This window comes from Herbaspirillum sp. GW103, from assembly GCF_000261365.1.
GTDB lineage: Bacteria > Pseudomonadota > Gammaproteobacteria > Burkholderiales > Burkholderiaceae_D > Herbaspirillum.
On record NZ_AJVC01000004.1, the window covers coordinates 1 to 26747 of the forward strand.

The following is a 26747-nucleotide window of genomic DNA, read 5'->3' on the forward strand; positions in this document are numbered from 1 at the left end:
GCTGCTGCCCCCTGTGCCGTTGGCGATTCCTGTGTCGCTGACGTTGCAGGTGCGGCCGATGCTGCTGATGCTGGTGCTCCCTGTGCTACAGCTGATTCCGGTGCCGCCGACGATGCAGGTGCGGTCGACGCAGCCGATGCTGCTGCCCCCTGTGCCGCTGGTGATTCTTGTGTCGCCGACGTTGCAGGCGCGGCCGATGCAGTTGATGCTGCTGATGCTGTCCCCAGTACTGCTGGTGGTTCCGCTGTCACTGACGATGCTGGTGCAGCCGATGCTGCTGATGCTTCCTGTGCCGCTGGTGATTCCTGTGTCGCTGACGATGCAGGTGCTGGAGAGTTCACTGGCGACTCCTGTACTGCTGTCTCTGCCGGCGACTCCGACACCGCTGGTACTGCCAGTTTCACATCCGCGAGCAACGCCGTCTGCGCGCCCACCGGCACACTCAAGGCCGGGCCCAGGGTCAGCAATATGGCAGCATAGAGACGGTGCTTACGCAGAGCGGCAGGCGGCATGATGCAGGCACGATTGTGCTGCTTCTTTTGATTCATCATCTTACCTTCCTCGATCTTGGGCGAGGCCATCGGGAAGCTAGACCCATCCCCCGCCCTTGTTGTTATCCCTCCCTGCGTACCGGTTGAACCGGTTTTTGTAGGGAGGCATTGTCGAGGGGCACTGCCTTTCTGGACATTGTCTTTTGGTGCTAGCCAGGATGCAGCACCATGCGCCTTGATGCCTTGCGCGAGAATGGAAGGAGAGCGAGAAGCCGCCCTCAGCCAGGCTGCTGGGGGCGGCCGCGTGCAGATCAGAAGCGCCAGCTGGCCTTGAGCGCTGCGGACTGGTTGATGAAACCGCTGCGACCTTCCGCATCCAGGCGCAGCGAGATATCGGTGGCGGTGCTCAACTGGTGGCGATAGCTGATCCCCGCCTTGAACAACCATGCAGAACGTGCCGCACCGGGTGCGCTGAAGGCTTGGCCCGGCGTCCCGGCATAAGTGGCCACCAGTTCGTCGCGCGCGTTGATGACATCGTAGCTGGCACCGACATGGGCGCTGATCTGCGAAGCCGTCGTGAGCGCATAGTTCAAGCGCGTACCCACACCCAGCAACAAGGCCTGGTTGCGCTTGCCCTGCACCGCCAGGCTCAGATCGCCTGCCCCGCTCTCGGCGTAGGACGGACTTTGCAGACGGGTGTAATCAAGCTGCAAGGCCGGTACTACGCTCAATGCTTCACCCAAGGGCAGCGTATGCGATACGTTTGCGCCCACGTGCGCACTCCAGCTGTCGTAGCGGCTGCTGGCCACGCGGTTCAACCCGCCGAAGCGCAGCTCACGTGCCAGGCGGTTGCTGTTCCAGCCGGCGTCGGCCTGCCACGACAGCGCCAGCTCACCCAGCGGGACGCTGCCATAGACGGCCACCATGTTGGATTCGATACGGCTGCGGCTGCCGGTACCGGTGATGGCGGTGTTGCCGCTGGCACTGGTGCTGGCATAGGCGTAAGAAAATCCAATGCGCCCGCTGTCCAGCTCCGCCTCGGTGCCCGCGGCCATGCCCCGGGTGCTGGCGCTGAAACCGGAGTCGCCATTGCGATCCCCCTGGTTCGAACGCGATTCGAAAGGCATGAGCCAGACCTGGCGATCGCCACCGGCCTCGCCATAGCCCACGCCGCGCCCCGCACCGCCCATACCGCCGCCAGCGTTACCCGCATCAATGCGCGTGGCAATGACGCGATTGAGCGAAGCCAGGGTGCCACGGATGGCGTTGTCGCTGATGTTGCTGGGCAGGGTCTGAGCGGCGGCGCGCAGAACGCTGGTGGCGTCGGGCAGACGTCCCAGAGCAGTGACGACCTGCGCCATATCGGCGCTGGAGGGACGCTGGATCTGACGGTCCAGCACCGGCGCCACCGCAGCCGCAGCAGTGGCGGCAGCGACTGCCATCGGAGTACGCACTGCCGGGGCTACTTTGACTGCGGGTGCTGGCGGTGCTGCCGGTGCTGCCGGTGCTGGCGGTACCACTACGGCCGCCGCTGCAGGCACGCTCGCGGTGGAGGTGCCGGATGCCGGTGCACTGACCACCGGCATGTTCGGAGCAACTGCACTGGAAGCAGGCGCGCTCGTTGCCGGTGTGCTCGCGGCAGGTGTACTGGAAGCAGGCGCACTCGTTACCGGTGTGCTCGCGGCAGGTGTACTGGTAGCAGGCGCGCTCGTTACCGGTGTACTCACGGCAGGTGTACTGGTAGCAGGCGCGCTCGTTACCGGTGTGCTCGTGGCAGGCGTACTGGTAGCAGGCGCGCTCGTTACCGGTGTGCTCGTGGCAGGCGTACTGGTAGCAGGCGCGCTCGTTACCGGTGTGCTCGTGGCAGGCGTACTGGTAGCAGGCGCACTCGTTACCGGTGTGCTCGCGGCAGGTGTACTGGTAGCAGGCGCACTCGTTACCGGTGTGCTCGCGGCAGGTGTGGTGGTGGCCGATGTGTTGGTGACAGGAGTAGCGGAGGCAGGTGTACTGGTCACCGCTGCGCTCGCCGCCGGTGTACCGGATTCAGATGTGCTTGCAGGCGTAGCGGCCGGCGCGAGCGTGTCATGGACCAGCTTGTCGATACTCACCGCACTGACGATATCGAGGTCCACGGCGTTGCTCGTCACCACGGGGTGGAAGTCGAACAGCAGCGAATTGTCCGAAACGTTCAGGCGCGGGGCGCTGAGGCTGCCGGCCGTGACCACGCCAGCCAGCTTCTGACCGTTGTTCAGCGTCGCAGCCTTGGCCACATCGACCGCCATCGCGGCGCCCGAGGCGAAGCTGGCCGCATCGGTCACCACCAGCTTGCCGTATTGGGTGGCGCTGGCCACGCCTATCGTCAGGGTCTGTCCCGCCGTCTGGACGTAGCCTGGCACGCTCAGCGTGCCGGCCGCGATCGTCGTATTGCCGCTGTAGCTCACCGTACCGAGCACGCGCAGCGTCCCCTCGCCCTGCTTGACCAGGCTGCCCGGCGCGCTGCCATCGGCAATGCCGTTGTTGAGCGTGAAGGTGAAAGCCTGAGTATCGATATTGCCCGTACCGCTGATGCGCACCGCATTGGCCAGGGTCAGACTGTCAGCGGCGGCGCGCAGGGTGGTGCCATCGCCCATGACCAGCGCGCCGCTGCCCAGCGCGGTGGATGAGGCCACGCCCAGCGTGCCGCCTTCCAGGCGGGTTCCGCCCGAATAACTGTTGTTGCCCGACAGGGTCAGGCTGCCCTCGCCGGTCTTGACCAGGCTACCCACGTAGTCGGCATCGGTCTTCTTGCGCACGGCGTCGAGGTAGGCGGTCTGGCCGTTGTAGTTGCCCAGGGCCAGGTTGGCCGCGACGGTATTGGCATCGGTGGAGAGCATGTAGGTCAGCAATTGCTCCTTGCTCAGCAAAGGCCCGCTGCCGGACTGCTTCAGAATGGCGGCCGCCAGCGTGTTGGCGGTCACGGCCTTGTCGGCGTTCTGAAAGGCGGTATTGTCGGCCTTGCTCTTGCTGGCCTGATAGGCGGCGTTGAGTCGGGCCCGCGTCTGCACCAGCGCCAAGGCCGCATCGTAGTCACTGTCGACCTTCGCCGTGACGACCGCAGTGGCACTGTCGAGCGTCGCTTGCAATGTGGAGGGAGACAAAGCCTCCCAGGCGGCCAGTTGCGCCTTCTCTTCGCTCTTGCGCTGGATCAGCGCGGCTTCGGAAATGTCGTTGCTCCAGGTATCGGCCTTGCCTGCACCGATCCTGGCATTGAAGACGCCCAGCAACTGGCCGGGGCCGTAGAGAGCCTTGTTCAGATCCGGCAAGCCCCAGCCAAACATGGCGTTGGGAGCATCGGCCGGACCATCGCCGAGATGCTTGGCCGTAGTCAGCAGAATGGTGCGAATGGCCTGGTTGTCCAGCTCCGGATAACGTTGCATCAGCAGGCCCAGCGCGCCCGTCACGTGGGGGGCCGCCATGGAGGTGCCGGAGGCGTTGACCAGGGAGGTATCGGAGGTGATGTTCAGGCTGGGAATAGTCGAGCCCGGTGCGGATACGCACCAGTACCTGGCCAGACCGCACTGGTTGGAAAAACTGGGCAGCGCCGAACTGGCATTGACCGCGGCTACCGCGATCCAGTTCTGCTCCAGCTCCGGCCTGAAATACGGCAGCGCCGAGCGGATGTTGACGTTGGCCTTGCCGGTATTGCCGGCGGCCCAGACCATGAGCGCATTGGACTCTTGCGCCACGTCGGCGGCCGCATCCAGCCAGCTCTTCTTGCCGCCGCCCTGCAGGCGCTGGTAGGAGGCCGCCACGCCGCCGATGCTGCCGAAATCATCGCGTGAATCGGGGCTGCCCCAGCTGCTGTTGATCACGCGCACACCGGCGCTGGCGAGATTGCCGTAGGCCGCCTTGAAGTAGTTGTAGTCCATGTTCACGCCATAGACCGAACTGTCGGTGCCGTTGGTATTGGTAATGTAGTAGTCGCTGTCGAACGCCACGCCCAGGAAACCGGCGCCATTCTTGGATGCCGCGATGGTGCCGGAGACATGGCTGCCGTGCTTGTCGTTGAGGGAACTCAGGGCACCGGTGGTGCTGAAGGCGTCACCAGCCTTCCAGGGCTGCTTGCCATCCTGGTATTGCGATCCATCGTTGGCATAGGTCCCCACGACGGCCAGCGGCGTGGCGTTGCGGCCGACGAATTCGGCATGGGTCAGCAAGAGCCCCGAATCGACCGAGCCCAGCTTGATGCCCAGGCCGGTGTAGCCCGCCGCATAGGCATATTGGGCATTCATGGCGCCCAGGCCCCAGTTGGTCTTGAACTCCTTGTTGTCGGCCCAGCTGGCCACGGCCGCTGCCGCATCGGTGCTGGTGCTGCCGTCATAGTTGACATAGCTCTGCGCCATCGCCGGCACGCTCAGGGCCGGGCCCAGGGTCAGCAATACGGCGGCATACAAGGCTTTTTTCTTGAAGACGGCCGGTGGCATCGGCGCGACTTGATGTAGCGACTTCTTGTTCTTCTTCATCTTCCCTTCCTAGGTCGATCGTGTGGAATTGGCCAGGAGATCGGGAATGCTTGCCCGCCCCCGCGCTGCGTGTCGTCGCCCCGGATGCCGGCTGATACCGGCTTTTTGTAGGGGCGCATTGTCGGGGGCCGACCAGGTTCTGCACATTGTCTTTTGGTGCTGTTTGCACGCAGACAATGTGCTGTTTTTGGCATCACGCCAGGGCGTGATCAGAGGAAGGAAAAGACAAAAAAGAAGCGCAAGCCAGGTCAGCCGCGCTGACCGCAACCTGCTTCAGAAACGCCAGTTGGCGCGGATCCGATAGCTCACGCTGGCCTTGAATGGCCAGGGCGGACGCGGCGTTCCGGGCACGGCCTCGGTCAGGGCGGCCAGGCCGTCGCGCTCGGCAAGGAGCTCGAAGCGACTGGCCGGATGGTGACTGCGTGGCGGCAGCGCACGCCCGCCGGAATGCAGCTGCGTGAGCACGCCTGACAATGAACGTTGACCAGGCTGGCCCGGCAGGGACAGATCCAGATCAGCCACGCCAGCGGTGCCGAAGAATGTGTCTTGCCGACGCGAAGTACCGAGCTGCAGGCCGGGATCAAAGGTCCCCGGGACCAGGCCCAGGCCCGCCGCCAGATTGACGATGCCGGCCGTGGACGCCAGGCTGTGGCTATGGCCGCTGACCCGGTGCTGGGCCCTGGCGGCCAGGCCCAGCATCAGGCCCAGCACCAGCAGCATGAGGGCATTGCGCCAATAGGAAAGGAAGATCGCCGCAACATGCGGCGCGCCATGCTTGCTCAGGTTCTCACGATTGCTCATCTGTTTGCCCACCTCGACGCTGCGGAATCGATCAGGGCAAACCACCATGCCGGATGCCCCGTCCTCGTTTTTTTTCATCCCCGGAGGGACGCTGCTCACCGCTTGTTATGTCGCGTATTGTCGGAGCACTGGGCGATTCTGGACACTGTCTTTTGGTGCAGCTTCCGTAAAGAATATGTGAATTATTTTTCGTAAGCTCACCCACCCGGAAGATGAATCTTCTGTCGCAATGGCGCAAAAAAACCGGCAGCGCATCGAGGCGCTGCCGGCGTGGGAGTGCGCTCGGGCGGATTCAGCCCGGCTGGTCGGACCAGCCCAGTCCCAGCGCCTTCTGGATGCCCACGAAGCTGCGCGTGAGATTGGCCTCGGCCTGCAACAGGTTCTGTTGCGCGGTGAGTTGCTGGCGGGTGGTATCGAGCACCTCGATGAGCGTGCCGGTACCGGCTTGATAGCGTTGTCGCGCCAGCGCCAGCGCACGGTCGGCGGAGACCTTGGTACGTGCGAGGGTGGCCACGCTGATGCGACCATAGCGCATGCGCGAGAGCGCATCCTCGGCATCGCGCAGCGCTTCCAGCACGGCCTGGCGGTACTTCATCTCGGCTTCGTCACGCGCCCGTTCGGCTTGCGTGACGCGCGCCCTGGCGCGGCCAAAGTCGAGGAAATTCCAGCTCAGCATGGGGGCGCCGATGGCAGCGAAATCATCCAGGCGCGTCAGGTCCGATGGATGCGTGCCGCCCAGTCCGATGACACCAAAGAGCTTGAGGCTGGGATAGCGTGCCGCTTCGGCCTGGCCGATCCTGGCGGTATCGGCGGCCAGCGTGCGCTCGGCCGCGCGCACGTCGGGCCGGCGACGCAACAGCGACACCGGATCGCCGACGGCGACCTGCTGCGGTGGCAGCGGCACCGGTGCGGTCGCGGCCAGTTCCGCATCGAGCGTGCCGGGCTCCTGCCCCAGCAGCGTGGCCAGCTGGTTGAGGTAGGCATCGCGCTCGGCCTGCAGGGGGACCAGGTCGGCGCGGCTGGCATCGAGCTGGTTCTGCACACGCAACTGATCCAGCGACGAGGCGGTGCCGCGCTGGACCCGCTGGTCGGTCAGCTGCAGCATCTGCTCCTGCGCCTGCACCGCTTGCCGGCCCAGCGCCAGGCGCTGCTGGCGGTCGCGCAGGCTGATATAGGCGTTGCCCACCTCGGCGGCCAGGCTGACCTGTACATCGGCCAGCGAGGCTTGCGCGGCGTCCGCCGTCGCCGTGGCTGCCTGGACGGCGCGGCGGTGTGCGCCGAAGAGATCGATCTCCCAGCTGGCATCGAAGCCCACGCTGTAGAGATTGGCGCTGGTGGCCGAGCCATTGCCGGAGCTGGAACCGCCGGTCAGCGCCGCCAGATTGGCCGGTGGCAGGCGTGCGTGCGCCGCCAGCGCCGAGGCGCCCACGCTGGGCGCGGCGTTGGCCTGCTCCAGCGCCAGCCCGGCGCGCGACTGCTGCAGGCGGGCGCGTGCCACGCCAAGATTCGGGTTGGCCTGCAAGGCGCGTTCGATGAGGCTGGTGAGCTCGGCATCACCCAGGGCTTGCCACCACTGGTTGATTGGCGCGGTGGTAGTCACGGTGTCGCCGCCGCGCACGAACTGCCTGGTGTGTGCGGCTTGCGGGGCGGCCTCGGGCGGGCCGACATAGTCCGGACCGAGGGCGCAGCCGGCCAGCAGAGCTGCCGCGGCCAGGGCGATGAGGCGCGTGGCCGGGAAGGAAGAAGAGGTCTTGTCCATGTTGTTCATCAATGAGAAGCCACCGGTGCGGCATGGGTCGGCAAGGGACGCAGGAACAGCACCAGCGGTGTCACACACAGGATGGCCACGCCCAGCAGCCAGAACAGGTCGGCATAGGTCATGGTCAGCGCCTGGGCCTGGATGGTGCTGCCCATGAGCCGGATGGCCACATCCTGGCCGCCCAGCAGATGGCCTTGCGCAGCGATGGTGGATTGCACCAGCTCGGAATTGGCGTTGAGGCTTTCCTCCAGGCGGCGGCTGTGCAGCCACAGGCGCTGGTCCTGGATCACGGCGATGGCAGCCAGCGCCAGCGAGCCGCCAAGATTGCGCGCGGCGCTGTAGAGTCCGGAGGCATCGCCGGCCTGCGAGGGGGGCACCGAGCGGATCGCCGCCTGGTTCAGGAACAGCATCGCCAGCACGGTGCCCACCCCGCGCATGAGCTGCGAGGCCACGAAGGAGCCGCCGTAGGAGAGCGGACTGAGGTCGGTCTCGATGAAGGCCGAGGTCGCCAGCAGCAGGAAGCCCGTGCCGACGGCGATGCGGATGTCCACCAGCCGCATCAGCAAGGGCGTGAAGGGCATCATCAGGATCATCGGTACGCCCGAGAGCAGCACGATCCAGCCCGACTGCAAGGAGTTGTAGCCGGCGATGCCGGAGAGGAACTGCGGGATCACATAGGCCGTGCCATACAGCGCCACGCCCACGATCATGGCCATCATCACCACCGAGCCGAACTGGCGGTCACGCAAGAGCCGCAGTTGGATCACCGGATGGCGCGAGCGCACCTGGCCGATGGCCAGCAAGATGAAACCCAGCACGGAAGTGGCGGCCAGCCAGCGGATGTCGGGCGAGGAAAACCACTGCTCGCGCTCGCCCTCTTCGAGCACCACCGTCAGCCCGCCCAGCCCCAGCGCCAGCCCGGCAATGCCGAACCAGTCAGCCTGGCCGAACTGCTCGAACTTGGGACGCTCATAGGGGATCGCCACCAGCAGCAAGGTGATGAGGGCCGCGCCCACCGGCAGGTTGATGAAGAAGGCGTAGTGCCAGCTGACGTTCTCGGTGAGCCAGCCTCCCATCACCGGCCCCAGCACCGGCCCGAGAATGGCAGTAGCGCCGAACAGGGCATTGCCCACCGGCTGCTGCGCGCGCGGCAGCCGGGTGGCGATGATGGTCATGGCGGTCGGAATGAGCGCGCCGCCCGTGAAGCCCTGCCCGACCCGCCCCACGATCATCATCGGCAGCGTGGTCGAGAGACCGCACAGCACCGAGAACATCGTGAACAGGCCGGCTGCCGTCAGCAGCAGCACGCGCAGCCCCAGCAGCCGCTCCAGCCAGGCCGACATGGGGATGATGACGATCTCGGCCACCAGATAGGCGGTGGCGATCCAGGTACCTTCGGTGCCGGAAGCACCAATCTCGCCCTGGATGGTGGGCAGCGAGGAATTGACGATGGAGATGTCCAGCGTGGCCATGAGCGCGCCCAGCGTACCGGCGGCTACTGCCAGCCAGGCAGCGGCATCGGCCTTCTCTCCCTGGACGCCCTGCCCTGGCGACGCGGCGCTGCTCACTGCGGCTCCTTGCGGGTGGCGTTGATCTCGCTGTTGCGTTCGCGCAGATCGCGCAGTTCATCCTTGGCGGCGATGGTGTTGACCTCCACCGTCACCGACAGGCCGGCCACGAAGGCGCGGGTTTCTTCCGGGGTGGCATCGATGGCAATGCGCACCGGCACGCGCTGGACGATCTTGGTGAAGTTGCCCGTGGCGTTCTGCGGCGGCAGCAGCGAGAACTGCGCCCCGGTGCCCGGCGAGAGGCTGTCCACATGACCGTGGAACTCCACGCCCGGCAAGGCATCGACCTTGATGATGGCGGGCTGGCCGATGCGCATGATGCCGATCTGAGTCTCCTTGAAGTTGGCCGAGACGTAGAAGTGTGTCGGCACCACGGTCATCATGCGCGTCCCCGGCGAGACGAACTGGCCGACCCGCACCTGCTTGTCGCCGATGCGGCCATCCACGCTGGCGCGGATCTCGGTATAGCCGAGGTTGACGCTGGCGGCGTCATACTGCGCACGGGCGGTTTCGCCCTGGGCCTGGGCCTGGCGCACCTGCGCCTGCAGCGAGCGCACCCGCAGCCGGGCCGCATCCAGCGCCGCACGGCGCGCCGCCACGGTGCTGCGCGCCTGGGCCTGCTGGTTGCGCAGGCTGGTCAGGCGTTCGCGGGTCTCGGCGCCGGAGGCGGCCAGGGGCGTGTAGCGTTCCACTTCGGCGCTGGCGAAGCGGGCATCCTCGTCCGCCGAGGCCAGCTGTGCCTTGGCCTGGGCGATGGCGGCCTGCTGCTCGGCCAGCTGCGCCTTGGCAGCTTCCTCGCTGGCGGCGGCGGCATCGATCTGGGCCTTGGCCTGAGCCGCCTGCGCGGAATAATCACGGGCATCGATGCGTACCAGTGCCTGGCCGGCCTTGACGATCTGGTTGTCGGCCACCAGCACCTGGTCGACATAACCGGTGACCTTGGAGGAGACCGTCACGCTGTCGGCCTGGACGAAGGCATCATTGGTGCTTTCGAGATACTTGCCACGGAACTGGTAGTACAGCACCCAGGCCGCTACGATGACCAGCACCAGCAAACCCAGCGTACGCAGGATGAAACGGGCACGCGGGCTCATGCGTTTCTTGGGAGCGCTGTTCTTGTCGTTACCGGGAGAGGAGGAATCTGGCTGGGATGGACTGGCTTCTGGTTTGCCGGGTGTGGCGTCGGTCATCTTTTTTATCCTAATATCGGGGCGCGGAAGGTTTCAAACGGAATCCATACGGTGCCAGTACAGTGTTGGTGACTGGCAAGACACTTTGCCGTTGGGAAGCAATACAGTGCCAATACAGTGCCAAGACAGTGGCGATACAGCGTCAGTACGGTTATGCGCAAACCAAGGCAATAATTAATGAGGTACCATATGATATGGTATCTGGAAAAATCATGTCTACAAGCTTTACAAACGATGACAGCAGCAGTGCCGCCGAGGCACTGCGCGACTTCTACATTCGCTCGCACCGCACGCTGGACAAGCTCATGGCCGGTGAAGGCGCCTCGCTGGCGCGCAACAAGATGCTCGGCCATATCGAGCGCAACAGCCCGGTGCGCGCGGCTGATCTGGCGACGGCCTTCGGTTTTGCGCCGCGCACCATCACCGAGGCCATTGATGCGCTGGAGCGCGACGGACTGGTCCGGCGCAGTGGCGACGCCAGCGACCGCCGGGTCAAATACATCGCTTTGACCGCGTCGGGCAAGGAAGTGCTGCGGGCCTCGGAGCCGGTGAAGAAAACCTTCATCGATGGACTGTTCGCTGCCTTGAGCGAAAAGGAGATCGCCAGCTTGACCACTGTCCTGGGCAAGCTCAACCATCGATTGGCGGAACTGGAAGAGGTCTATTCCGCGCCCCCCTCTGCGACAGCCGTTGCAACGGATGAGGTACCCGCCAGGCGCGGTCGAAAGAAAAGCTGACACGGCAGAACAGACAAAAAAAACGCTCCCGCCAGGGGAGCGCCAGAACATGCGGTATGGCGAGGGGTGAGACCGCCTTCAGCGCCGGGCCATCATCGATCCGCGAAACGATCGGTGGCTGCGATGAGCTGGTCGAGAATACCGGGTTCGTTGTAGGCGTGACCGGCACTGTCGATCAAGTGCAGTTGCGAACCGGGCCAGGCCTGGTGCAGGTCCCAGGCGGACTTGGCCGGGGTGGCCAGGTCATAGCGACCCTGCACGATCACACCGGGAATGCCTTCCAGGCGCGCGGCATTGGCCAGCAGCTGGCCCTCCTCCATGAATCCCTTGTTGAAGAAGTAGTGGTTCTCGATGCGCGCAAAGGCCAGCGCGAATTGCGCATCGTTGAAGGAATCGATCAGGCCTTCATCGGCTACCAGGGTGATGGTGCTGGCTTCCCAACGGCTCCAGGCGCGCGCGGCCTGCAGCTTGGCGGCTTCGTCGTTGCCGGTCAGACGTTGGCGATAGGCATGCACCAGATTGCCGCGCTCGGCCACCGGGATCGGGGCCAGGAATTGGTCCCAGCGGTCCGGCACCATCCACGAGGCCCCCTCCTGGTAGTACCAGTCCAGCTCGGCCTGGCGCAGCAGGAAGATGCCGCGCAGGACCAGCTCGGTCACGCGCTGCGGATGGGTCTCGGCATAGGCCAGCGCCAGCGTGCTGCCCCAGGAACCGCCGAAGACCTGCCAGCGCTCGATGCCCAGCAGTTCGCGCAGGCGTTCGATGTCGGCCACCAGGTCCCAGGTGGTATTGGCCTCGAGGTTGGCATGCGGCAGCGAGCGGCCACAGCCGCGCTGGTCGAACAGGACGATGCGGTATTTTTCCGGATTGAACAGGCGCCGGTGCGAGGGGCCGCAACCGCCACCGGGCCCGCCATGCAGGAAGACCACCGGCTTGCCCTTGGGGTTGCCGCAGACTTCCCAATAGACCTGGTGACCGTCACCAACGTCGAGCATGCCGTGCTCATGGGGTTCAATGGGGGGATAGAGGCCGCGCAGGGTGGCAGGGGAGGAAGTGGTCATCAGCAGATCCTTGGGGATGAAGACAAAAGAGGCAGTATAGGGTGGGCAGGATGAGAATACAGATTCCTCATTCCACCACGAGTTCCGGATTGTTCTTCACTTCGTTGAGGACAAAAAAGGAACGCAATTGCCGCACCCCCGGCAAGCGCAGCAGGGTGTTGGCGTGCAGGCGATTGAAGGCTTGCAGATCCTTCACGCGCAGCTTGATCCAGTAATCGAATTCCCCGGCCAGCAGCAGGCACTCCTGGACGGCGGCAATCTCGCGCACCGCCTTCTCGAATTCGGCGAAGCTCTCCGGGGTGGAACGGTCCAGCACCACGCCCACCGTCACCAGTACCGGCAGACCGAGTTTTTCGGGATCGAGGATGGCGCGCACTTCCTTCACATAGCCCTCGTCCATCAGCCGTTTGGTGTGGTTCCAGCAGGCCGTGGCACTCATGCCGAGCTTCTTGGCCAGCTCGGCATTGCCGATGCGGCCATCCTTCTGCAGCGCCTTGAGGATGCGCTTGTCCATGCGGTCGAGCGTCATGATGATTCTTTCCTTAAATGACAAATTGTCGCAATTTTCTTTGCATTAAATAATTTACATCGATTTTTCATCACGAATAATGCCATAAATTCGGAAGCACCATTTTAATCCTCCGGCGTAAAGTTGATCCCGGCGATTCACCATGAATCGGACCAGATTCGGACCCCTTTCGACCATCCACCTGAACCGGAGCACTCCATGCTGGCACTCGACAAACTCTTCCCTCGCAAGACCCTGGGCTTCTTCCCCTCCCCCATCCACAAGCTGGAACGCTTGTCCGCCATGCTGGGCGTGGAAGTGTGGGCCAAGCGCGATGACGTCTCTTCCGGCCTGGCCTTCGGCGGCAACAAGATCCGCAAGCTTGAATGGCTGGTGGCCGATGCCCTGGCCAAGGGCTGCGACACCCTGGTTTCGATCGGCAACATCCAGTCCAACCACACGCGCCAGGTCTGCGCAGCGGCTGCTGCCGTGGGCATGAAGTCCTACACCGTGCAGGAAACCTGGCTGGAATGGGATGACCCGGTCTACGACAAGGTCGGCAACATCCTCCTGACCCGCATCATGGGCGGCAACCCGATCATGGGCGGCTATGGCTACTCCACCACCGAGAAGGACACCTGGGCCCGCGCCCTGGAAGAAGTGCGCGCCAAGGGCGGCAAGCCCTATGCGATTCCGGCCGGTGCGTCGGATCACCCGCTGGGCGGCCTGGGCTATGCCAACTTCGCCGATGAAGTGGCGATGCAGGAACAGCAGCTGGGCATCTTCTTCGACAACATCGTGGTGGCGACCTGTACCGGTTCCACCCAGGCTGGCATGGTGGTCGGTTTCGCCGCCCAGGAAAAGCGCCGCCGCGTGATCGGCATCGACACCGCCGATGACGAAGCCATGACCCGCCGCGCCGTCACCAAGATCGCCAACGACACCAGCGAGCTGATCGCCGCCAAGGGCGGCAAGCGTGTGGTGGTGCGCGACGCCGACATCGAGATCATCCCCGACTACAGCGGCCCGGCCTACGGCCTGCCGAGCGAGCAGACCATCGCCGCCATCCGCACCGCCGCCGAGATGGAAGCCATGCTGACCGATCCGGTGTATGAAGGAAAATCCATCGACGGCTTGATCGACATGGCCAAGAAGGGCCATTTCAAGGGCCAGCGCGTACTGTATGCCCACCTCGGTGGCGCACCGGCACTGAACGCTTATTACAAGGCCTTCGAAGATCCGGAAAACCTCACCAAGCTGGCGCGCGAAGCACGCTACAAGGAGTAAGCCGGAGCGCTCCGCGCAGGCGCATCGGCGCGCTGCACATCCAGCCCGTGCCTGCTCAAGCAGGCCGGGCTTGTGTCATTTTGGGGCGCAAGTTCCCGCTGGCCGGCTCATTTTTTATTCATGTGCCTGCCCGCTTGATCGGCATCAAAGCCCGCAGAAAGCTTCACGCGTACCTTTCGGACATCCTCACTCGACAGGTAAAACACCGTGAAAAAAATCGTCACCCTCACTGCCGCCGTGGCCGCCCTGGCCTCCTCCTTTGCTGCTGCTCCCGTGTTCGCGCAGGAAGCCCAAGGCCCGTGGCTGGTGCGCGTACGCGCCGTCAACCTGAGCCCGGAAAACAAGTCCGACCCGGTCGGCGGCACCGGCGCCTCGGACCGCATCACCATCAACAACAAGGTGATTCCCGAGTTCGACATCAGCTACTTCTTCACCCCGAACATCGCCACCGAACTGGTGCTGACCTATCCGCAAAAGCAGGACGTACGCCTGGACGGCACCAAGATCGGTACCTTCAAGCACCTGCCGCCGACCCTGACGCTGCAATACCACTTCATGCCTGAAGCGGCCTTCAGCCCCTACATCGGCGCCGGCATCAACTACACCCGCATCTCCAGCGTCAGCCTCGCCAACGGCCTGCAACTGGATAGCAGCAGCGTCGGTGGCGCCCTGCAGATCGGTGCCGACTACAAGATCAACAAGAACTGGCTGATCAACTTCGACATCAAGAAGGTGCAGATCTCCAGCGACGTGAAGACCGCTGCCGGCACCAAGGTCAGCAACGTCAAGATTGATCCGTGGCTGATCGGCGTTGGCGTGGGTTACCGTTTCTAAGGTATTCTTGCCGCACCCAAACGGCGCGATCCGTCATCGATGATGACCGGTCGCGTTGTTTTTTGGGATCCGCGCTAACGTCCCGCCACCGGTTTTCCGGCCGCCATGTCTTGCAATGCCATCCGCCCCTTGCAGCGTTAGCTGGAGCAGTCTCCTGCGGCATGCTCCCCCGTCCACCGTTTGATAGTAGGAAGAGGTAATTACGATGTCGACGACTTCGCACCCCCACACCCCGGTCGCGCCTGGCGCACCGATGCCCCATCGCAAGATCATCCGCTCCTGGGTGATCCCCATCAGCCAGCGCAGCACGGCCATCGCCCTGGCGCTGTCGGTACTGGACTTCTGCCTGTTCGGCGCCAGCCTGGCGGCCATCGTCTGGGCCCCCTGGCTGCTGGCCAAGATCGCCTTGGGCGTGGTCAATGGCTTCATCATCGGACGCCTGTTCATCCTCGGCCACGATGCCTGCCACCAGGCCTTCACGCCCAGCCGCAAGCTCAATACCTGGCTGGGCCGCCTGCTGTTCATGCCTTCGCTCACGCCCTATAGCCTCTGGGCCGTGGGCCACAACGTGGTGCACCACGGCTATACCAACCTGAAGGGTTTTGATTTCGTCTGGCAGCCGCGCTCGCTGGAAGAGTTCCGCGCCCTGCCGCGCTGGCGCCAGCGCCTGGAGCGCCTCTATCGCAGCGGCTTCGCTCCGGGTCTGTACTACATGGTCGACATGTGGTGGAAGCGCATGTACTTTCCCTCCAGGAAGCAGATGCCGACCCGTCGTGCCGAATTCATGTGGGATGGCGTGCTGGTGACGGCCGTGGCGGCTGTCTGGATCGCCGGCCTGGCCTGGGCTGCGCAAGCCACCGAACAATCCTTCTGGACCCTGCTGGTGACCGGTTTTGCGATTCCGCTGCTGTTCTGGAAGGCCATGATCGGCTTCGTGGTGTATGTGCACCATACGCATACCTCGGTGGCCTGGTATGAAGACAAGATCACCTGGGCTGCTGCGCAACCCTTCGTCTCCACCACCGTGCACCTGACCTTTGGCCGCTACTGGGGCGCGCTGCTGCATCACATCATGGAACACACCGCGCACCACGTGGACATGAGCGTGCCGCTGTATCGCCTGAAACAAGCCCAGAAGAAGCTGGAAACCATGCTGCCCGGCCGCATCGTGATCCAGCGCTTCTCCTGGCGCTGGTATTTCGATACCGCACGTCGCTGCAAGCTGTACGACTTCAAGCGCCTGTGCTGGACCGACTATCGCGGTCGTCCCACCAGCACGCCGCTGCCGCTGCCGGAAGTCAACAAGGCGACGGCCGAAGCCTGATCCGGCAGTGCCGGTCAACGCCTTCAGATCGCCACGAAGATACTGAAGTTTCAATAACAAGACGGTCGCATGGAAGGGCATTCGCGGGTCCCCGGTAACCCCGCGATACCGCCCACTTTCCCCCATCAAGGCCGCTTCTCTACACTGCGCTGTGCGCGCTTTCCAGTGCCGCTCAGGCACCGTCAGTTGTGATGGATTGCAGTGGAATTGCGCGTGACAACGCGGCCCCGCCAGTCGATTGCGGCGATTACTTCGACCATGTTTGATCTGGGACAAGAAATGCCGTCTGATACGGGAATACTGTGCTTCCTATTACGTTCCGCGCACTTAAAATCGAGTCATTCGATTGCCACAAGTCCGCCGGGAACATCGTATGAACCAGCCTTGCCATTCCACTTCGCTCGCCGCTGGCGCCACCAACGCCACCGCTTCCCTGACCTCATGCTCGCCGCTGACGGCCGCGCGTGAAGCCGCTGCCAGCTCCGCGCTGCGCAGTTGCACCGCCTGCGGCATGCACCAGCTGTGCCTGCCCATGGGTCTGGACGAATCCGACATGAAACGCCTGGACAAGATCATCGGCCGCCGCAAGGTCGCACGCGATGACTTCCTGTACCGTATCGGCGACCGTTTCACGGCACTCTATGCAGTGCGCGTGGGACACTTCAAGACCTACCAGGAAAACCTCGACGGCGACCGCCAGATCACCGGCTTCCAGATGCCCGGCGAACTGCTGGGCATGGATGCCATCAGCACCGAGCAGCATCAATGCGATGCGGTGGCCCTGCAGGACAGCGAAGTCTGCGAAATCCCGTTTGCACGCCTGGAACAGCTGTTCGGCCAGATTCCGCATCTGCTGCGTCATTTCCACCGCATGATGAGCCACGAGATCACCAGCGAACAGAACGTCATCATGCTGTTGGGGAACATGCGTGCGGAACAGCGGTTTGCCGCTTTTCTGGTGAATTTGTCTTCACGTTACGCTGCACGCGGCTATTCCTCCACACGCTTCCAGCTGCGCATGACGCGCCAGGACGTCGGCAACTATCTGGGCCTGACCATCGAGAGCATCAGTCGCCTGATTTCCAAGTTCCGCAAGCAGGGTCTGCTGGCGGTGGAACAGCGCGATGTGGAAGTGGTCGACCTGGCCGCGCTCAAGCGCCTGGCTGCGGGCGTGGATGCCTGCACTCCGGTGGCGGCGGCAACCGCCCGCTCGGGCAGCTAAGCGCTAGCGGCCCGAAAAGCGTCCGGGGTGCTCAGCCCTGGACGTAATGGCGCAGGCGCTCTCTTGGCAGCGCCCGCGTCAGCCGTACGGCCAGCAGGCCACATGCGGCAAAACTTCCCCAGAAACAGAAGAACCCTACGGTGTAGGCCGCCAGTGCTTCCCACTCATGGCCGGCTGCCATGGCCAGCTCCTCGGGATTGAACAGGGAAAAGAACATTCCTTCGGCCGCGATGGCCATCAGGAAGGCGACCCAGCCCACGATGGCGAGATTGCGTTGTTGTTTGCGCATGACTGTCTCCTTGATGCAGGAAGTTTCATCCGTAGAGGGCCGGTCTTGAAGCCGGCTTCACTCCAGCTTAGCGCATTATTCGGCCGGCGCGTAGGCCTCGGCATTCATTTCGATGCTGCGCTGTTGCGGCCACACCCAGGTACCGTGCAGGCGCCAGCGGTGGCTGCCATCTTCGGCTACCAGGCGCCAGCGCGCCTGTTCCATCTCCGCCAGCGGCACCGAGAAGCTGCCATCGGCGGCGGGGTGGACCATGAGCGTCCTGTCCTTGGCGGGCAGCGTCGGGTGCACCAGGTTCAGTACCAGGGTCTGCCCTTCTTCGCCGGTAGCAGGCGTCTGGCGCATCTGCAAGCGGCCCCGCAGCACCGCGCTGGCCGGATCATAGGCAATACCGATGGAGGCGCCCAGGCGCTGCGCTTCGTGATCGCGGCGCAGGTCCTTGTTGATGGCCTTGCCCTGCTTGTAGTAATCGTCGGCCACCAGCGCATCGGCGCGCGAAATGGCCAGCCAGGCAGTGAAGATGCCGGCCACCACCACCACGGCCGGGCCGGACATCAACAGCCAGGGCCAGCGGTGACGGTACCAGGGAAGGGTGTTGCCAAGCTTGGGGGAGACGGTCTGCATGGTTTCCTCTCGATATGACGTTGGGTTCATGTGAGCTGCGCCATTTCCTGCCGTCAGCGGCGCGGCACCAGGAAGACCGCCTTCTCGCTGACGTGCAGCGCGGGCTGGTCCTCGGCCTGCAATTCGATATGAATCTTGTTGGAGCCGGACTCGCCTGCCCCGTGCGGTGCCCTCACCCTGACCGGCACCATCAGGGCCTGGGTCGCAGCCAGTTCGATGGGACCGGCGGGATCGACCGTCAGACCATCGATGCCGGTGGCGCTGATGCGGTAGCGATGGCCGCGCTCGTCGGTATTGATGACCTGCAGGCGATAGACGTTTTCGATGATGCCATCTTCCACTTCGCGCCCCATCGAGCCGCGGTCGCGGATCACATCCAGCTTCAGCGGGGTGCGCACCACCAGCGAGCCCAGGAACAGCGCGATCACCGCCCCCAGGATGGCGGTGTAGATAAGGATGCGCGGACGGAACAGGCGACGCCGGATTTCCGGCGTCGAGAAGCCCTGCTCGATGGCGTTCTCGGTGGAATAGCGGATCAGGCCGCGCGGACGGTCGATCTTGTCCATCACGCTGTCGCAGGCATCGACGCAGGCGGCGCAACCGATGCACATGTATTGCAGGCCCTGGCGGATATCGATGCCGGTCGGGCAGACCTGGACGCACATGGTGCAGTCGATGCAATCGCCCGCCTTGCTGCCCTCCTGCAGCTTGGCCGCCTTGGCCGCCGGCATGCGTGGCTCGCCACGGGTGTCGTCGTAGGTAATGATGAGCGAGTCGCGGTCGAACATGGCGCTCTGGAAGCGCGCATACGGGCACATGTACTTGCACACCTGCTCGCGCATCCAGCCGGCATTGCCGTAGGTGGCGAAGGCGTAGAAGACGATCCAGAAGCTTTCCCACGGGCCCAGCGCGAACTGCCCGATTTCCGGCAGCAGGTCGCGGATGGGCGAAAAGTAGCCGACGAAGCTGATGCCGGTCCACAGGCCCACGCTGCCCCAGGCCAGGTGCTTGGCGGACTTGCGCCAGAGCTTGTCGAACGACCAGGGCTGGCGGTCCAGACGCATGCGGGCGCTGCGGTTGCCTTCGATACGACGTTCAATCCACAGGAAGATCTCGGTGTAGACCGTCTGCGGGCAGGCATAGCCGCACCAGACGCGGCCGGCGATGGCAGTGAAGAGGAACAGGCTGAAGGCACAGATGATCAGCAATGCGGCCAGCCAGATGAAGTCCTGCGGCCACAGCACCAGGCCGAACAGGTAGAACTTGCGCGAGGCCAGATCGAACAGCACGGCCTGGCGCTCGTTCCAGTTGAGCCACGGCAGGCCGTAGAACACCAGCTGCGTCAGGAACACGCACAGCCAGCGCAGGCTGGCGAAGCGTCCTTGAATCTCGCGCGGGTAGATCGGTTCACGCGCGGCATACATGCGGATGACGGCATATTCATCCTTGCCGTCCTTGCGGGGCGCCTCCTCCTGGGATGGCGGGCCCTCTTCCTTGCCCTGCCTGGGTGTCATTGCGGCCTTGTTCATGGTCTTGCCTGCTCTGCTTTCGCTCTCTGGAGCGCCCCTTGGCCGGGCGCGGTGATCATGGCCATCGGGCCATCACGAAGGACGCCGGGGCCGCGCAGCTCTGTGTCTGCGTCGGCCCCGGCGCGGGTTCAACTACGCATGGCGTCCTACTTGGCCGCGGCGTTGCTGGGCTTGTTGGACAAGCTCCAGACATAGGCGGCCAGCACATGCACCTTGGGTTCGCCGAGGAATTCGCCAAAGGCCGGCATGGTGTTGTCACGTCCCTTGTTGATGGTTTCCTTGATGGTGTCGATGCTGCCGCCGTAGAGCCAGATCTTGTCCGACAGGTTGGGCGCGCCCAGGGCCTGGTTGCCCACGCCGCCAGGGCCGTGGCAGGCCATGCAGGCGGCGAACTTGGACTTGCCCAGCTCGGCCTTGATCGGGTCATGCGCCGAGTTGGACAGGCTCAGCACATAGTTGGCGACGTTGTCGACATCCTTGTCCGTCCCCACCGCAGCAGCCATGGGTGGCATGACGCCGTGACGGCCCTTGAGGATGGTTTCCTTGATGATCTCGGGTGTGCCGCCATGCAGCCAGTCGTTGTCGGTCAGGTTGGGGAAGCCCTTGTTGCCGCGCGCGTCCGAACCGTGGCACTGCGCGCAGTAGGTCAGGAACAGACGCTCGCCGATGGCATGGGCCTGCGGGTCGGCGGCCACTACCTTCAGATCCTTCTTGAGGTAGCTGTCGAAGAGCGGTCCGTACTTGGCTTCGGCCTGCTTGACGTCGGCATCATGCTCGCCGGTCGAACGCCAGCCCAGGGTGCCGGGCAGGTTGCCCAGGCCGGGATAGGCGATCAGGTAGCCCACCGAGAAGATGATGGTGATATAGAACAACCACATCCACCAGCGCGGCAGCGGGTTGTTCAGTTCGGTCAGGTCTTCGTCCCAGACATGACCGGTGGTCGAACCGGCAATGGGCTGGTCGCCCTTCTTGACCTTCCAGCTGGACTGCTGCCACAGCAGCAGCGCGCAACCGGCGATACCCAGCACGGTCAGGACGATGATCCAGATATTCCAGAAACCATTGGTGAAATCAGCCATGGCTTGTCTCCTTGTCGCTGCTGTCGGCCGCGGGCTGGCCGATGTCGCCATCGGCGAAGGGGATCATCTCGGCTTGCGTGAAGTCAGCGGGCTTGTGGCTGACATAGGTCCACCACAGGATGCCGGCAAAGGTGAGGAAGCTGATCAGCGTGATCAGGCTGCGTGGATCGGTCAACATTTCAATCATGGTCTTATCTCTCCGCCTTGATCAGGACACCCAGGCCTTGCAGGTAGGCGATCAGCGCGTCCTGTTCGGTCTTGCCGACCAGCTCGGCCGGCGCATTCTTGATGTCTTCTTCGGTGTACGGGTCGCCGATGCGCTTCAAGGCCTTCATGCGCGAGACGATGTCGTAGTTGTCCAGCTTGGCCTGCTCCAGCCACGGATAGGCCGGCATGTTGGACTCCGGCACCACGTCACGCGGATTGTGCAGGTGGGCGCGATGCCATTCATCGCTGTAGCGGGTGCCGACCCGGGCCAGGTCCGGACCGGTACGCTTGGAGCCCCACTGGAAGGGGTGGTCATAGACCGATTCACCCGCCACCGAATAGTGGCCATAACGCTCGGTCTCGGCGCGCAAGGGGCGGATCATCTGCGAGTGGCAGTTGTAGCAGCCCTCGCGGATGTAGATGTCGCGGCCGGCCAAGCGCAGGGCCGAGTAGGGCTTCAAGCCGGCGATCGGTTCTGTGGTCGATTTCTGGAAGAACAGCGGCACGATCTCGGCCAGGCCACCCACACTGACCACCAGCAGCACCAGGCCGATGAGCAGCCAGGGGTTCTTCTCAATCCATTCATGCGAAAACTTCATACTTTCCCCCAATCAGTGCGCAGCGTTGGTCACGGCAGGAATCGGTGCGACAGCCAGTTCGGTGCCGCGCATGGTGCGCCAGGTGTTGTAGGCCATCACCAGCATGCCGGACAGATACATCAGGCCACCCATCAGACGAATGACGTAGTACGGGTAGGTCGCCTTGACGCCCTCGACGAAGGTATAGGTCAGGGTGCCGTCGGGATTGACCGCACGCCACATCAGGCCCTGCATCACCCCGGCGATCCACATGGCGGCGATGTAGAGCACGATGCCGATGGTGGCTACCCAGAAGTGGATCTCGATCAGATCCTTGCTCCACATCTGGGTCTTGCCCGACAGACGCGGGATCAGGTAATACATCGCTCCCATGGTGACGAAGCCAACCCAGCCCAAGGCACCGGAGTGCACGTGGCCGATGGTCCAGTCGGTGTAGTGGGACAAGGCGTTGACGGTCTTGATGGCCATCATCGGACCTTCAAAGGTGGACATGCCATAGAAGGACAGCGAGACCACCAGGAACTTCAGGATGGGATCGGTACGCAGCTGGTGCCAGGCGCCCGACATGGTCATCATGCCGTTGATCATGCCGCCCCAGGACGGTGCCAGCAGGATCAGCGAGAACACCATGCCCAGCGACTGGGTCCAGTCAGGCAGCGCGGTGTAGTGCAGATGGTGCGGACCGGCCCACATGTAGGTGAAGATCAGCGCCCAGAAGTGCACGATGGACAGGCGATAGGAGTACACCGGACGGTTGACCTGCTTGGGAATGAAGTAATACATCATCCCCAGGAAGCCGGCGGTCAGGAAGAAGCCCACCGCGTTGTGACCGTACCACCACTGGATCATGGCATCCTGCGCGCCGCTGTACATGGAGTAGGACTTGGTCAGCGTGGCCGGCATGGTCATGCCGTTGACGATGTGCAGGATGGCCACGGCGATGATGAAGGCACCGTAGAACCAGTTGGCCACGTAAATGTGCTTGACCTTGCGCTTGACGAGGGTGCCGAAGAACACCACGGCGTAAGCGACCCAGACGATGGCGATGAGAATGGTCAGGGGCCATTCCAGTTCGGCGTATTCCTTGCCGCGGGTCAGCCCCATGGGCAGCGTGATGGCCGCACCGACGATGACCAGCTGCCAGCCCCAGAAGGTGAAAGCGGCCAGGAAGTCGGAGAACAGCCGCACCTGGCAGGTCCGCTGGACGACGTAATACGAGGTAGCCATCAGCGCACAACCGCCGAAGGCAAAGATGACTGCGTTGGTATGCAGGGGACGCAGCCGGCCGAAGCTCAGCCAGGGAATCCCCATGTTCAATTCGGGCCATGCCAGCTGGGCGGCGATGATCACACCGACCAGCATACCGACTACGCCCCACAGGATGGTCGCCACGGTAAATTGGCGCACAACCGTGTAGTTGTAGCTATTTTCTTTGCTCACGAAACTCTCCCCACTTTGTTGAGTACTGTTCAATGCGAGCTTACGGGGCAAGCCTTCCAGGGGCATTGACGTGTATCAAGTAGAAAGACAGCGGCAGAGAAATGCCGCAGATCGTGAGCCACAGGCCGCAGCGCGCGGCACGCAAGAGCGGCTCAGGAAGGATCGTGCCGACCCTGCGGCGCAGGGGTGTCATCGTCGTGGAGAATGCGCATGGCCGGGCCTTCGAGGTCATCGAACTGGCCGCCGTCGGAGGCGCGGAAGAACACCCAGATCGCCACGAACACCAGCAGCGTACTGAGCGGAATGAGCAGGTAGAGCGCCTCCATCACGCCCCTCCTGCCAGTGCTGGCCGAGGTGCCGATGTCGGCACCGTGACCGGCAGCGATGGGCGCGTGGCCCGACTCAGGCGCAAGGCATTGCCGACCACCAGCAGCGAGCTGGCCGACATGCCCACCGCCGACATCCAGGGATCGAGCAGGCAGAAGGCTGCCGCCGGGATGGCGAGGAAATTGTAGAGGCTGGCCCACACCAGATTCTGGCGCACGATGCGCATGGTGCGCCGAGCCATCTGCGCGCACTGCGCCACGGCAGACAAGCGGTCGCTCATGATGACGGCATCGGCACTAACCTGGGCCAGCGCCGCACCCTTGCCCATGGCGAAGGACACATCCCCGGCGCGCAGCATGGCGGCGTCGTTGATGCCATCGCCAACGATGGCCACCACCGCCCCGCCCTGCTGCAGTTCGCGCACCACCTCCAGCTTGCGTTGCGGGGTACAGCCGGCAATCACTTCATCGATGCCGACGGCGGCCGCCACCTCGGCGCAGACGTCAGGCTGGTCACCGCTGAGCAGGATCACGCGCATGCCCTGCGCACGGAAGGCGGCCACCGTCTCTTCGGCATCGGCACGCAATGCGTCAGCCAGGTCGAAGCGCGCCAGCCAGCCATCGCTGTTGCCCAGATAGACCGACCCGGCAGCGGCGGCAGCGGGATGACTCAGCTCGGAAGGCAGCTGTGCTCCGGCAAGCTCGGCCACGAAACGACGCGCTCCCAGACGATGCGGTACGCCATCGATGAAGCAGTGCATGCCAGCACCGGTCACCGAACCCGGTTGCATCACCTCGCACGCCGCAACACCCTGGCGCCGCGCCTCGTCCACCAGTGCCCTGGCCAGTGGATGCAGGCTGCCGTGCTCCATGGCCGCTGCCAGCGACAAGGCCCGTGCTTGCGGGATGCGGCTCCACAAGGCTGTCAGTTGCGGCCGGCCCTGGGTGAGCGTCCCGGTCTTGTCGAAGAGAATGGTATCGGCGCGTTGCAAGGTTTCCAGTACATTGCCACGCACCACCAGGGTACCTTCACGCAGCAGGCGATCCGTCGCGGCGGCCAGGGCCGAGGGCGTGGCCAGCGACAGCGCACACGGACAGGACACCACCAGAACGGCGATGGCCGTGGCCCAGGCGCGCGCAGGATCGATCAGGTGCCAGGTGAGAAACGTGATGGCCGCCAGCAGCAGCAAGGCCACCACGAAGCGCGAGGCCACGATGTCAGCCCACTGCGCCAGGGCCGGCTTGCCCTGCCCGGCTTGCTCGGCCAGGCGGGTAATGGCGGCCAGCGTACTCTCGCGCGTGGTGCGCAGTACACGCAGCAGCACCGGCTGGCTCAGGTTGACGGCACCGCCCGGCGCCTCCTGGCCGGGCTGGAAAGTCTGCGGACGACTTTCGCCGGACAGCAGGGCCAGATCCAGTTCGGCCAGGCCTTCGAGCAGGCAGGCATCGGCGGCGATGGTATCGCCGGGACGGGCCAGAATGACGTCGCCGACCTGCAATTGCGCGGCTGCCACCAGCGTCGTCTCACGTTGCTGCGGATAATCGCGCAGCACCAGCGCCGCCGCAGGAAAAGCCTGCTGCATGCGTTCCAGCGCCGCCGCCGACTTGCGTCGTGCGGCGGTTTCCAGATAGCGGCTGGCCAGCAGCAGGAAGATGAACATGCTCACGCTGTCGAACCAGATCTCGCCCTCCCCGCGCCAGGTGGCGATGGCGCTGCCGGCGAAGGCGGCGGCGATGCCAATGGCCACCGGCAGGTCCATGCCCGGCGCACGGGCGCGCAGACCTGCCCAGGCGCCGGTGAAGAACGGCAAGGCTGAATAGAACACCGCCGGTATGGTGAGGAACAGGCTGGCCCAGCGCATCAGCGCCATCATGTCGGGATCGATGCCTTCATGCGTCATGTAGACCGGCACGGCATACATCATCACCTGCATCATCGACAGGCCCGCGATGAACAACTGGCGGAACAGGCGGCGACCGGCGCGGCGCGCCTGTTCACCCTGGCGTAGCGGATCGAAGGGATAGGCGGTATAACCCAGGCCACGCAGACCGCGCAGGATGGTGGAAGTGGAACAAAGGGCGGGATCACGGCGGATGTGCAGCCGTGCACTGGCCACGTTGAGTTCGGCGATATGGATACCGGGCAGCCGCGCCAGGTATTTTTCGATCAGCCAGACGCAGGCGGCACAGCGCAAGCCGTCGATGGACAACACCAGTTCCTGCGCTTGGTCGGTTGTGCCAGAAACTTCACCATCGCCTGTCTGCACGGGCAGGTCCACCAGCGCCAGCTCGGGCGGCAGCAATTGTTCCGGGTCGACACGGGCTGAGGGAACGGTACGACGCAGGTAGAAATCTTCACATCCACTCTCGACGATGAGCCGGGCCACGCTCTGGCAGCCCACGCAGCACAGGGCGCGCTGAACACCGCCGATCTCCAGCCGCCACGACTCCCCCGCCGGCACCGGCTGGCCGCAGTGGAAACACAGGTTCGCCGCGTCACTTTCCTGCTTGCGCATGGTCATCCTCCATGTACCGGACTGACGCAGAATACGTCGATCCAGCCACGTGCGATTCCCAGGCCGCCTATTTCGGCAACGCGCAGCAACCCCAGCAAGCCGAAGGCCAGCACGATCACACCGGCGCTGCGCCGCACCCAGGCCCGCGCGACCAGCTGACGCAGGCGCGCACCCGACATGCCTGCCACCAGCAGCACCGGCAAGGTGCCGACACCGAAGCTCAGCATGGTCAATGCGCCCTGCCAGGCACTACCGGCCATGAGTGCGGTGAGCAAGGCGCTGTAGACCATTCCGCACGGTAGCCATCCCCACAGACTGCCCAGCAACACGGCCTTGGCGGGCGTATCGACCGGTACCAGCCGTGCCGCGTGCGGACGCAGGCGCGCCCACAAGCCGCTGCCCAGTTGCTCCATGCGTGACATGCCGCTCCACCATTGGGTCAGGTAGAGCCCCAGCAGGATCAGGATGAGATTGGTGATGACGTAGGCTACCGTCTGCGCCGGTGCCATCCAGCCCAGCACATCGGCGCCGCGCAGCAGACCGGCGGCGATGCCACCGGCCAGCGCACCCGCCAGCGTATAGCTGGACAGGCGTCCCAGGTTGTAACCCAGCACGCGTACCAGGTCTTGTCCGAAGGCCTGCAGCTGCGCCGGGCCAACGAAATGAAGAGGAATCACGCGAGGTGTGCCGCGCACCGGCTGAGCCGCCATGACGCAGACCTGAGCCGGTGCCGGTGCTGGCCTGCCCGATGCACGGGCAGGTGCGGCCGAACTGAGCGCACCGACGATGCCGCCACACATGCCGATGCAATGGACGCTGCCCATCAGGCCTACCAGGAAGATCGGCAGCAGGTTCAT

The 26747-nt window shown here is 64.1% G+C and carries 23 protein-coding genes; 6 read left to right on the top strand and 17 right to left on the bottom strand.

The window, feature by feature from the left end; translation table 11 throughout:
* A partial coding sequence (locus GWL_RS12235) for a hypothetical protein (protein ID WP_237713565.1) occupies positions 1-514 on the top strand: 514 nt, incomplete at its 5' end.
* 288 nt (positions 515-802) lie between these two features.
* Here GWL_RS12235 and GWL_RS12240 read toward each other — a convergent pair.
* From GWL_RS12240 to GWL_RS12260, 5 genes are all read right to left on the bottom strand, one after another.
* Positions 803-4993, bottom strand: coding sequence for a S8 family serine peptidase (locus GWL_RS12240; RefSeq protein WP_008330512.1), 4191 nt, complete (start codon positions 4991-4993; stop codon positions 803-805).
* Between the two features lie 273 nt (positions 4994-5266).
* The gene (locus GWL_RS12245) at positions 5267-5794 is read right to left on the bottom strand and encodes a hypothetical protein (RefSeq protein WP_008330513.1); all 528 of its coding nucleotides are present in this window, start codon (positions 5792-5794) and stop codon (positions 5267-5269) included.
* A 292-nt stretch (positions 5795-6086) separates the two neighbouring features.
* Positions 6087-7562 carry an efflux transporter outer membrane subunit gene (locus GWL_RS12250; RefSeq protein WP_008330514.1) on the bottom strand — a complete coding sequence of 492 codons (1476 nt, stop codon included), beginning with the start codon at positions 7560-7562 and terminating at the stop codon, positions 6087-6089.
* Positions 7562-9121, bottom strand: a complete 1560-nt coding sequence (locus tag GWL_RS12255; protein WP_008330515.1) for an MDR family MFS transporter — start codon at positions 9119-9121, stop codon at positions 7562-7564. The genes GWL_RS12250 and GWL_RS12255 overlap by 1 nt, the downstream gene beginning before the upstream one ends.
* Positions 9118-10311 carry an HlyD family secretion protein gene (locus GWL_RS12260; RefSeq protein ID WP_008330516.1) on the bottom strand — a complete coding sequence of 398 codons (1194 nt, stop codon included), beginning with the start codon at positions 10309-10311 and terminating at the stop codon, positions 9118-9120. Before GWL_RS12260 ends, GWL_RS12255 begins: the two co-directional genes overlap by 4 nt.
* 212 nt (positions 10312-10523) lie before the next feature.
* On the opposite strand from GWL_RS12260, the gene GWL_RS12265 reads away from it, so the two are divergent.
* Positions 10524-11048: a MarR family transcriptional regulator gene (locus GWL_RS12265; protein ID WP_034350741.1), complete on the top strand. Its 525-nt coding sequence runs from the start codon at positions 10524-10526 to the stop codon at positions 11046-11048.
* A gap of 92 nt (positions 11049-11140) precedes the next feature.
* Here GWL_RS12265 and pip read toward each other — a convergent pair whose 3' ends face one another.
* Positions 11141-12109, bottom strand: a complete 969-nt coding sequence (pip, locus tag GWL_RS12270) for a prolyl aminopeptidase (protein WP_008330520.1) — start codon at positions 12107-12109, stop codon at positions 11141-11143.
* 67 nt (positions 12110-12176) lie between these two features.
* Complete coding sequence (locus tag GWL_RS12275) at positions 12177-12638, bottom strand: Lrp/AsnC family transcriptional regulator (protein WP_008330522.1); 462 nt, start codon at positions 12636-12638, stop codon at positions 12177-12179.
* 198 nt (positions 12639-12836) lie between these two features.
* Here GWL_RS12275 and GWL_RS12280 point away from each other — a divergent pair, with 198 nt between their 5' ends.
* From GWL_RS12280 to fnr, 4 genes are all read left to right on the top strand, one after another.
* A complete protein-coding gene (locus GWL_RS12280; protein WP_008330525.1) occupies positions 12837-13904 on the top strand; it encodes a 1-aminocyclopropane-1-carboxylate deaminase in 1068 nt (355 codons plus the stop codon).
* A gap of 207 nt (positions 13905-14111) precedes the next feature.
* Positions 14112-14738: an OmpW family protein gene (locus tag GWL_RS12285; protein WP_008330527.1), complete on the top strand. Its 627-nt coding sequence runs from the start codon at positions 14112-14114 to the stop codon at positions 14736-14738.
* 253 nt (positions 14739-14991) lie between these two features.
* Positions 14992-16062, top strand: a complete 1071-nt coding sequence (locus GWL_RS12290) for a fatty acid desaturase (RefSeq protein WP_008330529.1) — start codon at positions 14992-14994, stop codon at positions 16060-16062.
* A 373-nt stretch (positions 16063-16435) separates the two neighbouring features.
* Positions 16436-17284, top strand: a complete 849-nt coding sequence (gene fnr / locus GWL_RS12295) for a fumarate/nitrate reduction transcriptional regulator Fnr (RefSeq protein WP_008330533.1) — start codon at positions 16436-16438, stop codon at positions 17282-17284.
* A gap of 31 nt (positions 17285-17315) precedes the next feature.
* Here fnr and GWL_RS12300 read toward each other — a convergent pair whose 3' ends face one another.
* The 10 genes from GWL_RS12300 to GWL_RS12345 form a co-directional block, all read right to left on the bottom strand.
* Positions 17316-17573: a hypothetical protein gene (locus GWL_RS12300; RefSeq protein WP_008330535.1), complete on the bottom strand. Its 258-nt coding sequence runs from the start codon at positions 17571-17573 to the stop codon at positions 17316-17318.
* Between the two features lie 75 nt (positions 17574-17648).
* Positions 17649-18194, bottom strand: coding sequence for a FixH family protein (locus tag GWL_RS12305; RefSeq protein ID WP_008330536.1), 546 nt, complete (start codon positions 18192-18194; stop codon positions 17649-17651).
* A 53-nt stretch (positions 18195-18247) separates the two neighbouring features.
* Positions 18248-19723 carry a cytochrome c oxidase accessory protein CcoG gene (gene ccoG / locus GWL_RS12310; protein WP_008330538.1) on the bottom strand — a complete coding sequence of 492 codons (1476 nt, stop codon included), beginning with the start codon at positions 19721-19723 and terminating at the stop codon, positions 18248-18250.
* Positions 19724-19869: 146 nt separating this feature from the next.
* Complete coding sequence (ccoP, locus tag GWL_RS12315) at positions 19870-20802, bottom strand: cytochrome-c oxidase, cbb3-type subunit III (protein WP_008330543.1); 933 nt, start codon at positions 20800-20802, stop codon at positions 19870-19872.
* Positions 20795-20989, bottom strand: coding sequence for a cbb3-type cytochrome c oxidase subunit 3 (locus GWL_RS12320; protein WP_008330546.1), 195 nt, complete (start codon positions 20987-20989; stop codon positions 20795-20797). The genes ccoP and GWL_RS12320 overlap by 8 nt, the downstream gene beginning before the upstream one ends.
* 4 nt (positions 20990-20993) lie before the next feature.
* Positions 20994-21608 (bottom strand): cytochrome-c oxidase, cbb3-type subunit II, encoded by a 615-nt coding sequence (gene ccoO / locus GWL_RS12325; RefSeq protein ID WP_008330548.1) that lies wholly within the window; start codon positions 21606-21608, stop codon positions 20994-20996.
* Positions 21609-21620: 12 nt separating this feature from the next.
* Positions 21621-23048, bottom strand: a complete 1428-nt coding sequence (ccoN, locus tag GWL_RS12330; RefSeq protein ID WP_008330550.1) for a cytochrome-c oxidase, cbb3-type subunit I — start codon at positions 23046-23048, stop codon at positions 21621-21623.
* Between the two features lie 152 nt (positions 23049-23200).
* Entirely contained in the window at positions 23201-23374 is a 174-nt protein-coding gene (ccoS, locus tag GWL_RS12335) for a cbb3-type cytochrome oxidase assembly protein CcoS (protein ID WP_008330551.1), read from the bottom strand.
* Entirely contained in the window at positions 23374-25890 is a 2517-nt protein-coding gene (locus GWL_RS12340) for a heavy metal translocating P-type ATPase (RefSeq protein ID WP_008330553.1), read from the bottom strand. Before GWL_RS12340 ends, ccoS begins: the two co-directional genes overlap by 1 nt.
* Positions 25891-25892: 2 nt before the next feature.
* Positions 25893-26747, bottom strand: coding sequence for a sulfite exporter TauE/SafE family protein (locus GWL_RS12345; protein ID WP_008330554.1), 855 nt, complete (start codon positions 26745-26747; stop codon positions 25893-25895).

Bases quoted from the DNA above. Each gene is read 5' to 3' on its own strand.
- pip (WP_008330520.1), bottom strand. From the start codon at position 12,109: ATGACCACTTCCTCCCCTGCCACCCTGCGCGGCCTCTATCCCCCCATT.
- GWL_RS12345 (WP_008330554.1), bottom strand. From the start codon at position 26,747: ATGAACCTGCTGCCGATCTTCCTGGTAGGCCTGATGGGCAGCGTCCAT.
- fnr (WP_008330533.1), top strand. From the start codon at position 16,436: ATGAACCAGCCTTGCCATTCCACTTCGCTCGCCGCTGGCGCCACCAAC.
- GWL_RS12290 (WP_008330529.1), top strand. From the start codon at position 14,992: ATGCCCCATCGCAAGATCATCCGCTCCTGGGTGATCCCCATCAGCCAG.
- GWL_RS12280 (WP_008330525.1), top strand. From the start codon at position 12,837: ATGCTGGCACTCGACAAACTCTTCCCTCGCAAGACCCTGGGCTTCTTC.
- GWL_RS12320 (WP_008330546.1), bottom strand. From the start codon at position 20,989: ATGATTGAAATGTTGACCGATCCACGCAGCCTGATCACGCTGATCAGC.
- GWL_RS12240 (WP_008330512.1), bottom strand. From the start codon at position 4,993: ATGAAGAAGAACAAGAAGTCGCTACATCAAGTCGCGCCGATGCCACCG.
- GWL_RS12300 (WP_008330535.1), bottom strand. From the start codon at position 17,573: ATGCGCAAACAACAACGCAATCTCGCCATCGTGGGCTGGGTCGCCTTC.
- GWL_RS12260 (WP_008330516.1), bottom strand. From the start codon at position 10,311: ATGACCGACGCCACACCCGGCAAACCAGAAGCCAGTCCATCCCAGCCA.
- GWL_RS12245 (WP_008330513.1), bottom strand. From the start codon at position 5,794: ATGAGCAATCGTGAGAACCTGAGCAAGCATGGCGCGCCGCATGTTGCG.
- GWL_RS12340 (WP_008330553.1), bottom strand. From the start codon at position 25,890: ATGCGCAAGCAGGAAAGTGACGCGGCGAACCTGTGTTTCCACTGCGGC.
- ccoG (WP_008330538.1), bottom strand. From the start codon at position 19,723: ATGAACAAGGCCGCAATGACACCCAGGCAGGGCAAGGAAGAGGGCCCG.
- GWL_RS12250 (WP_008330514.1), bottom strand. From the start codon at position 7,562: ATGAACAACATGGACAAGACCTCTTCTTCCTTCCCGGCCACGCGCCTC.
- ccoO (WP_008330548.1), bottom strand. From the start codon at position 21,608: ATGAAGTTTTCGCATGAATGGATTGAGAAGAACCCCTGGCTGCTCATC.
- GWL_RS12305 (WP_008330536.1), bottom strand. From the start codon at position 18,194: ATGCAGACCGTCTCCCCCAAGCTTGGCAACACCCTTCCCTGGTACCGT.
- ccoP (WP_008330543.1), bottom strand. From the start codon at position 20,802: ATGGCTGATTTCACCAATGGTTTCTGGAATATCTGGATCATCGTCCTG.
- GWL_RS12265 (WP_034350741.1), top strand. From the start codon at position 10,524: ATGTCTACAAGCTTTACAAACGATGACAGCAGCAGTGCCGCCGAGGCA.
- ccoS (WP_008330551.1), bottom strand. From the start codon at position 23,374: ATGGAGGCGCTCTACCTGCTCATTCCGCTCAGTACGCTGCTGGTGTTC.
- GWL_RS12275 (WP_008330522.1), bottom strand. From the start codon at position 12,638: ATGACGCTCGACCGCATGGACAAGCGCATCCTCAAGGCGCTGCAGAAG.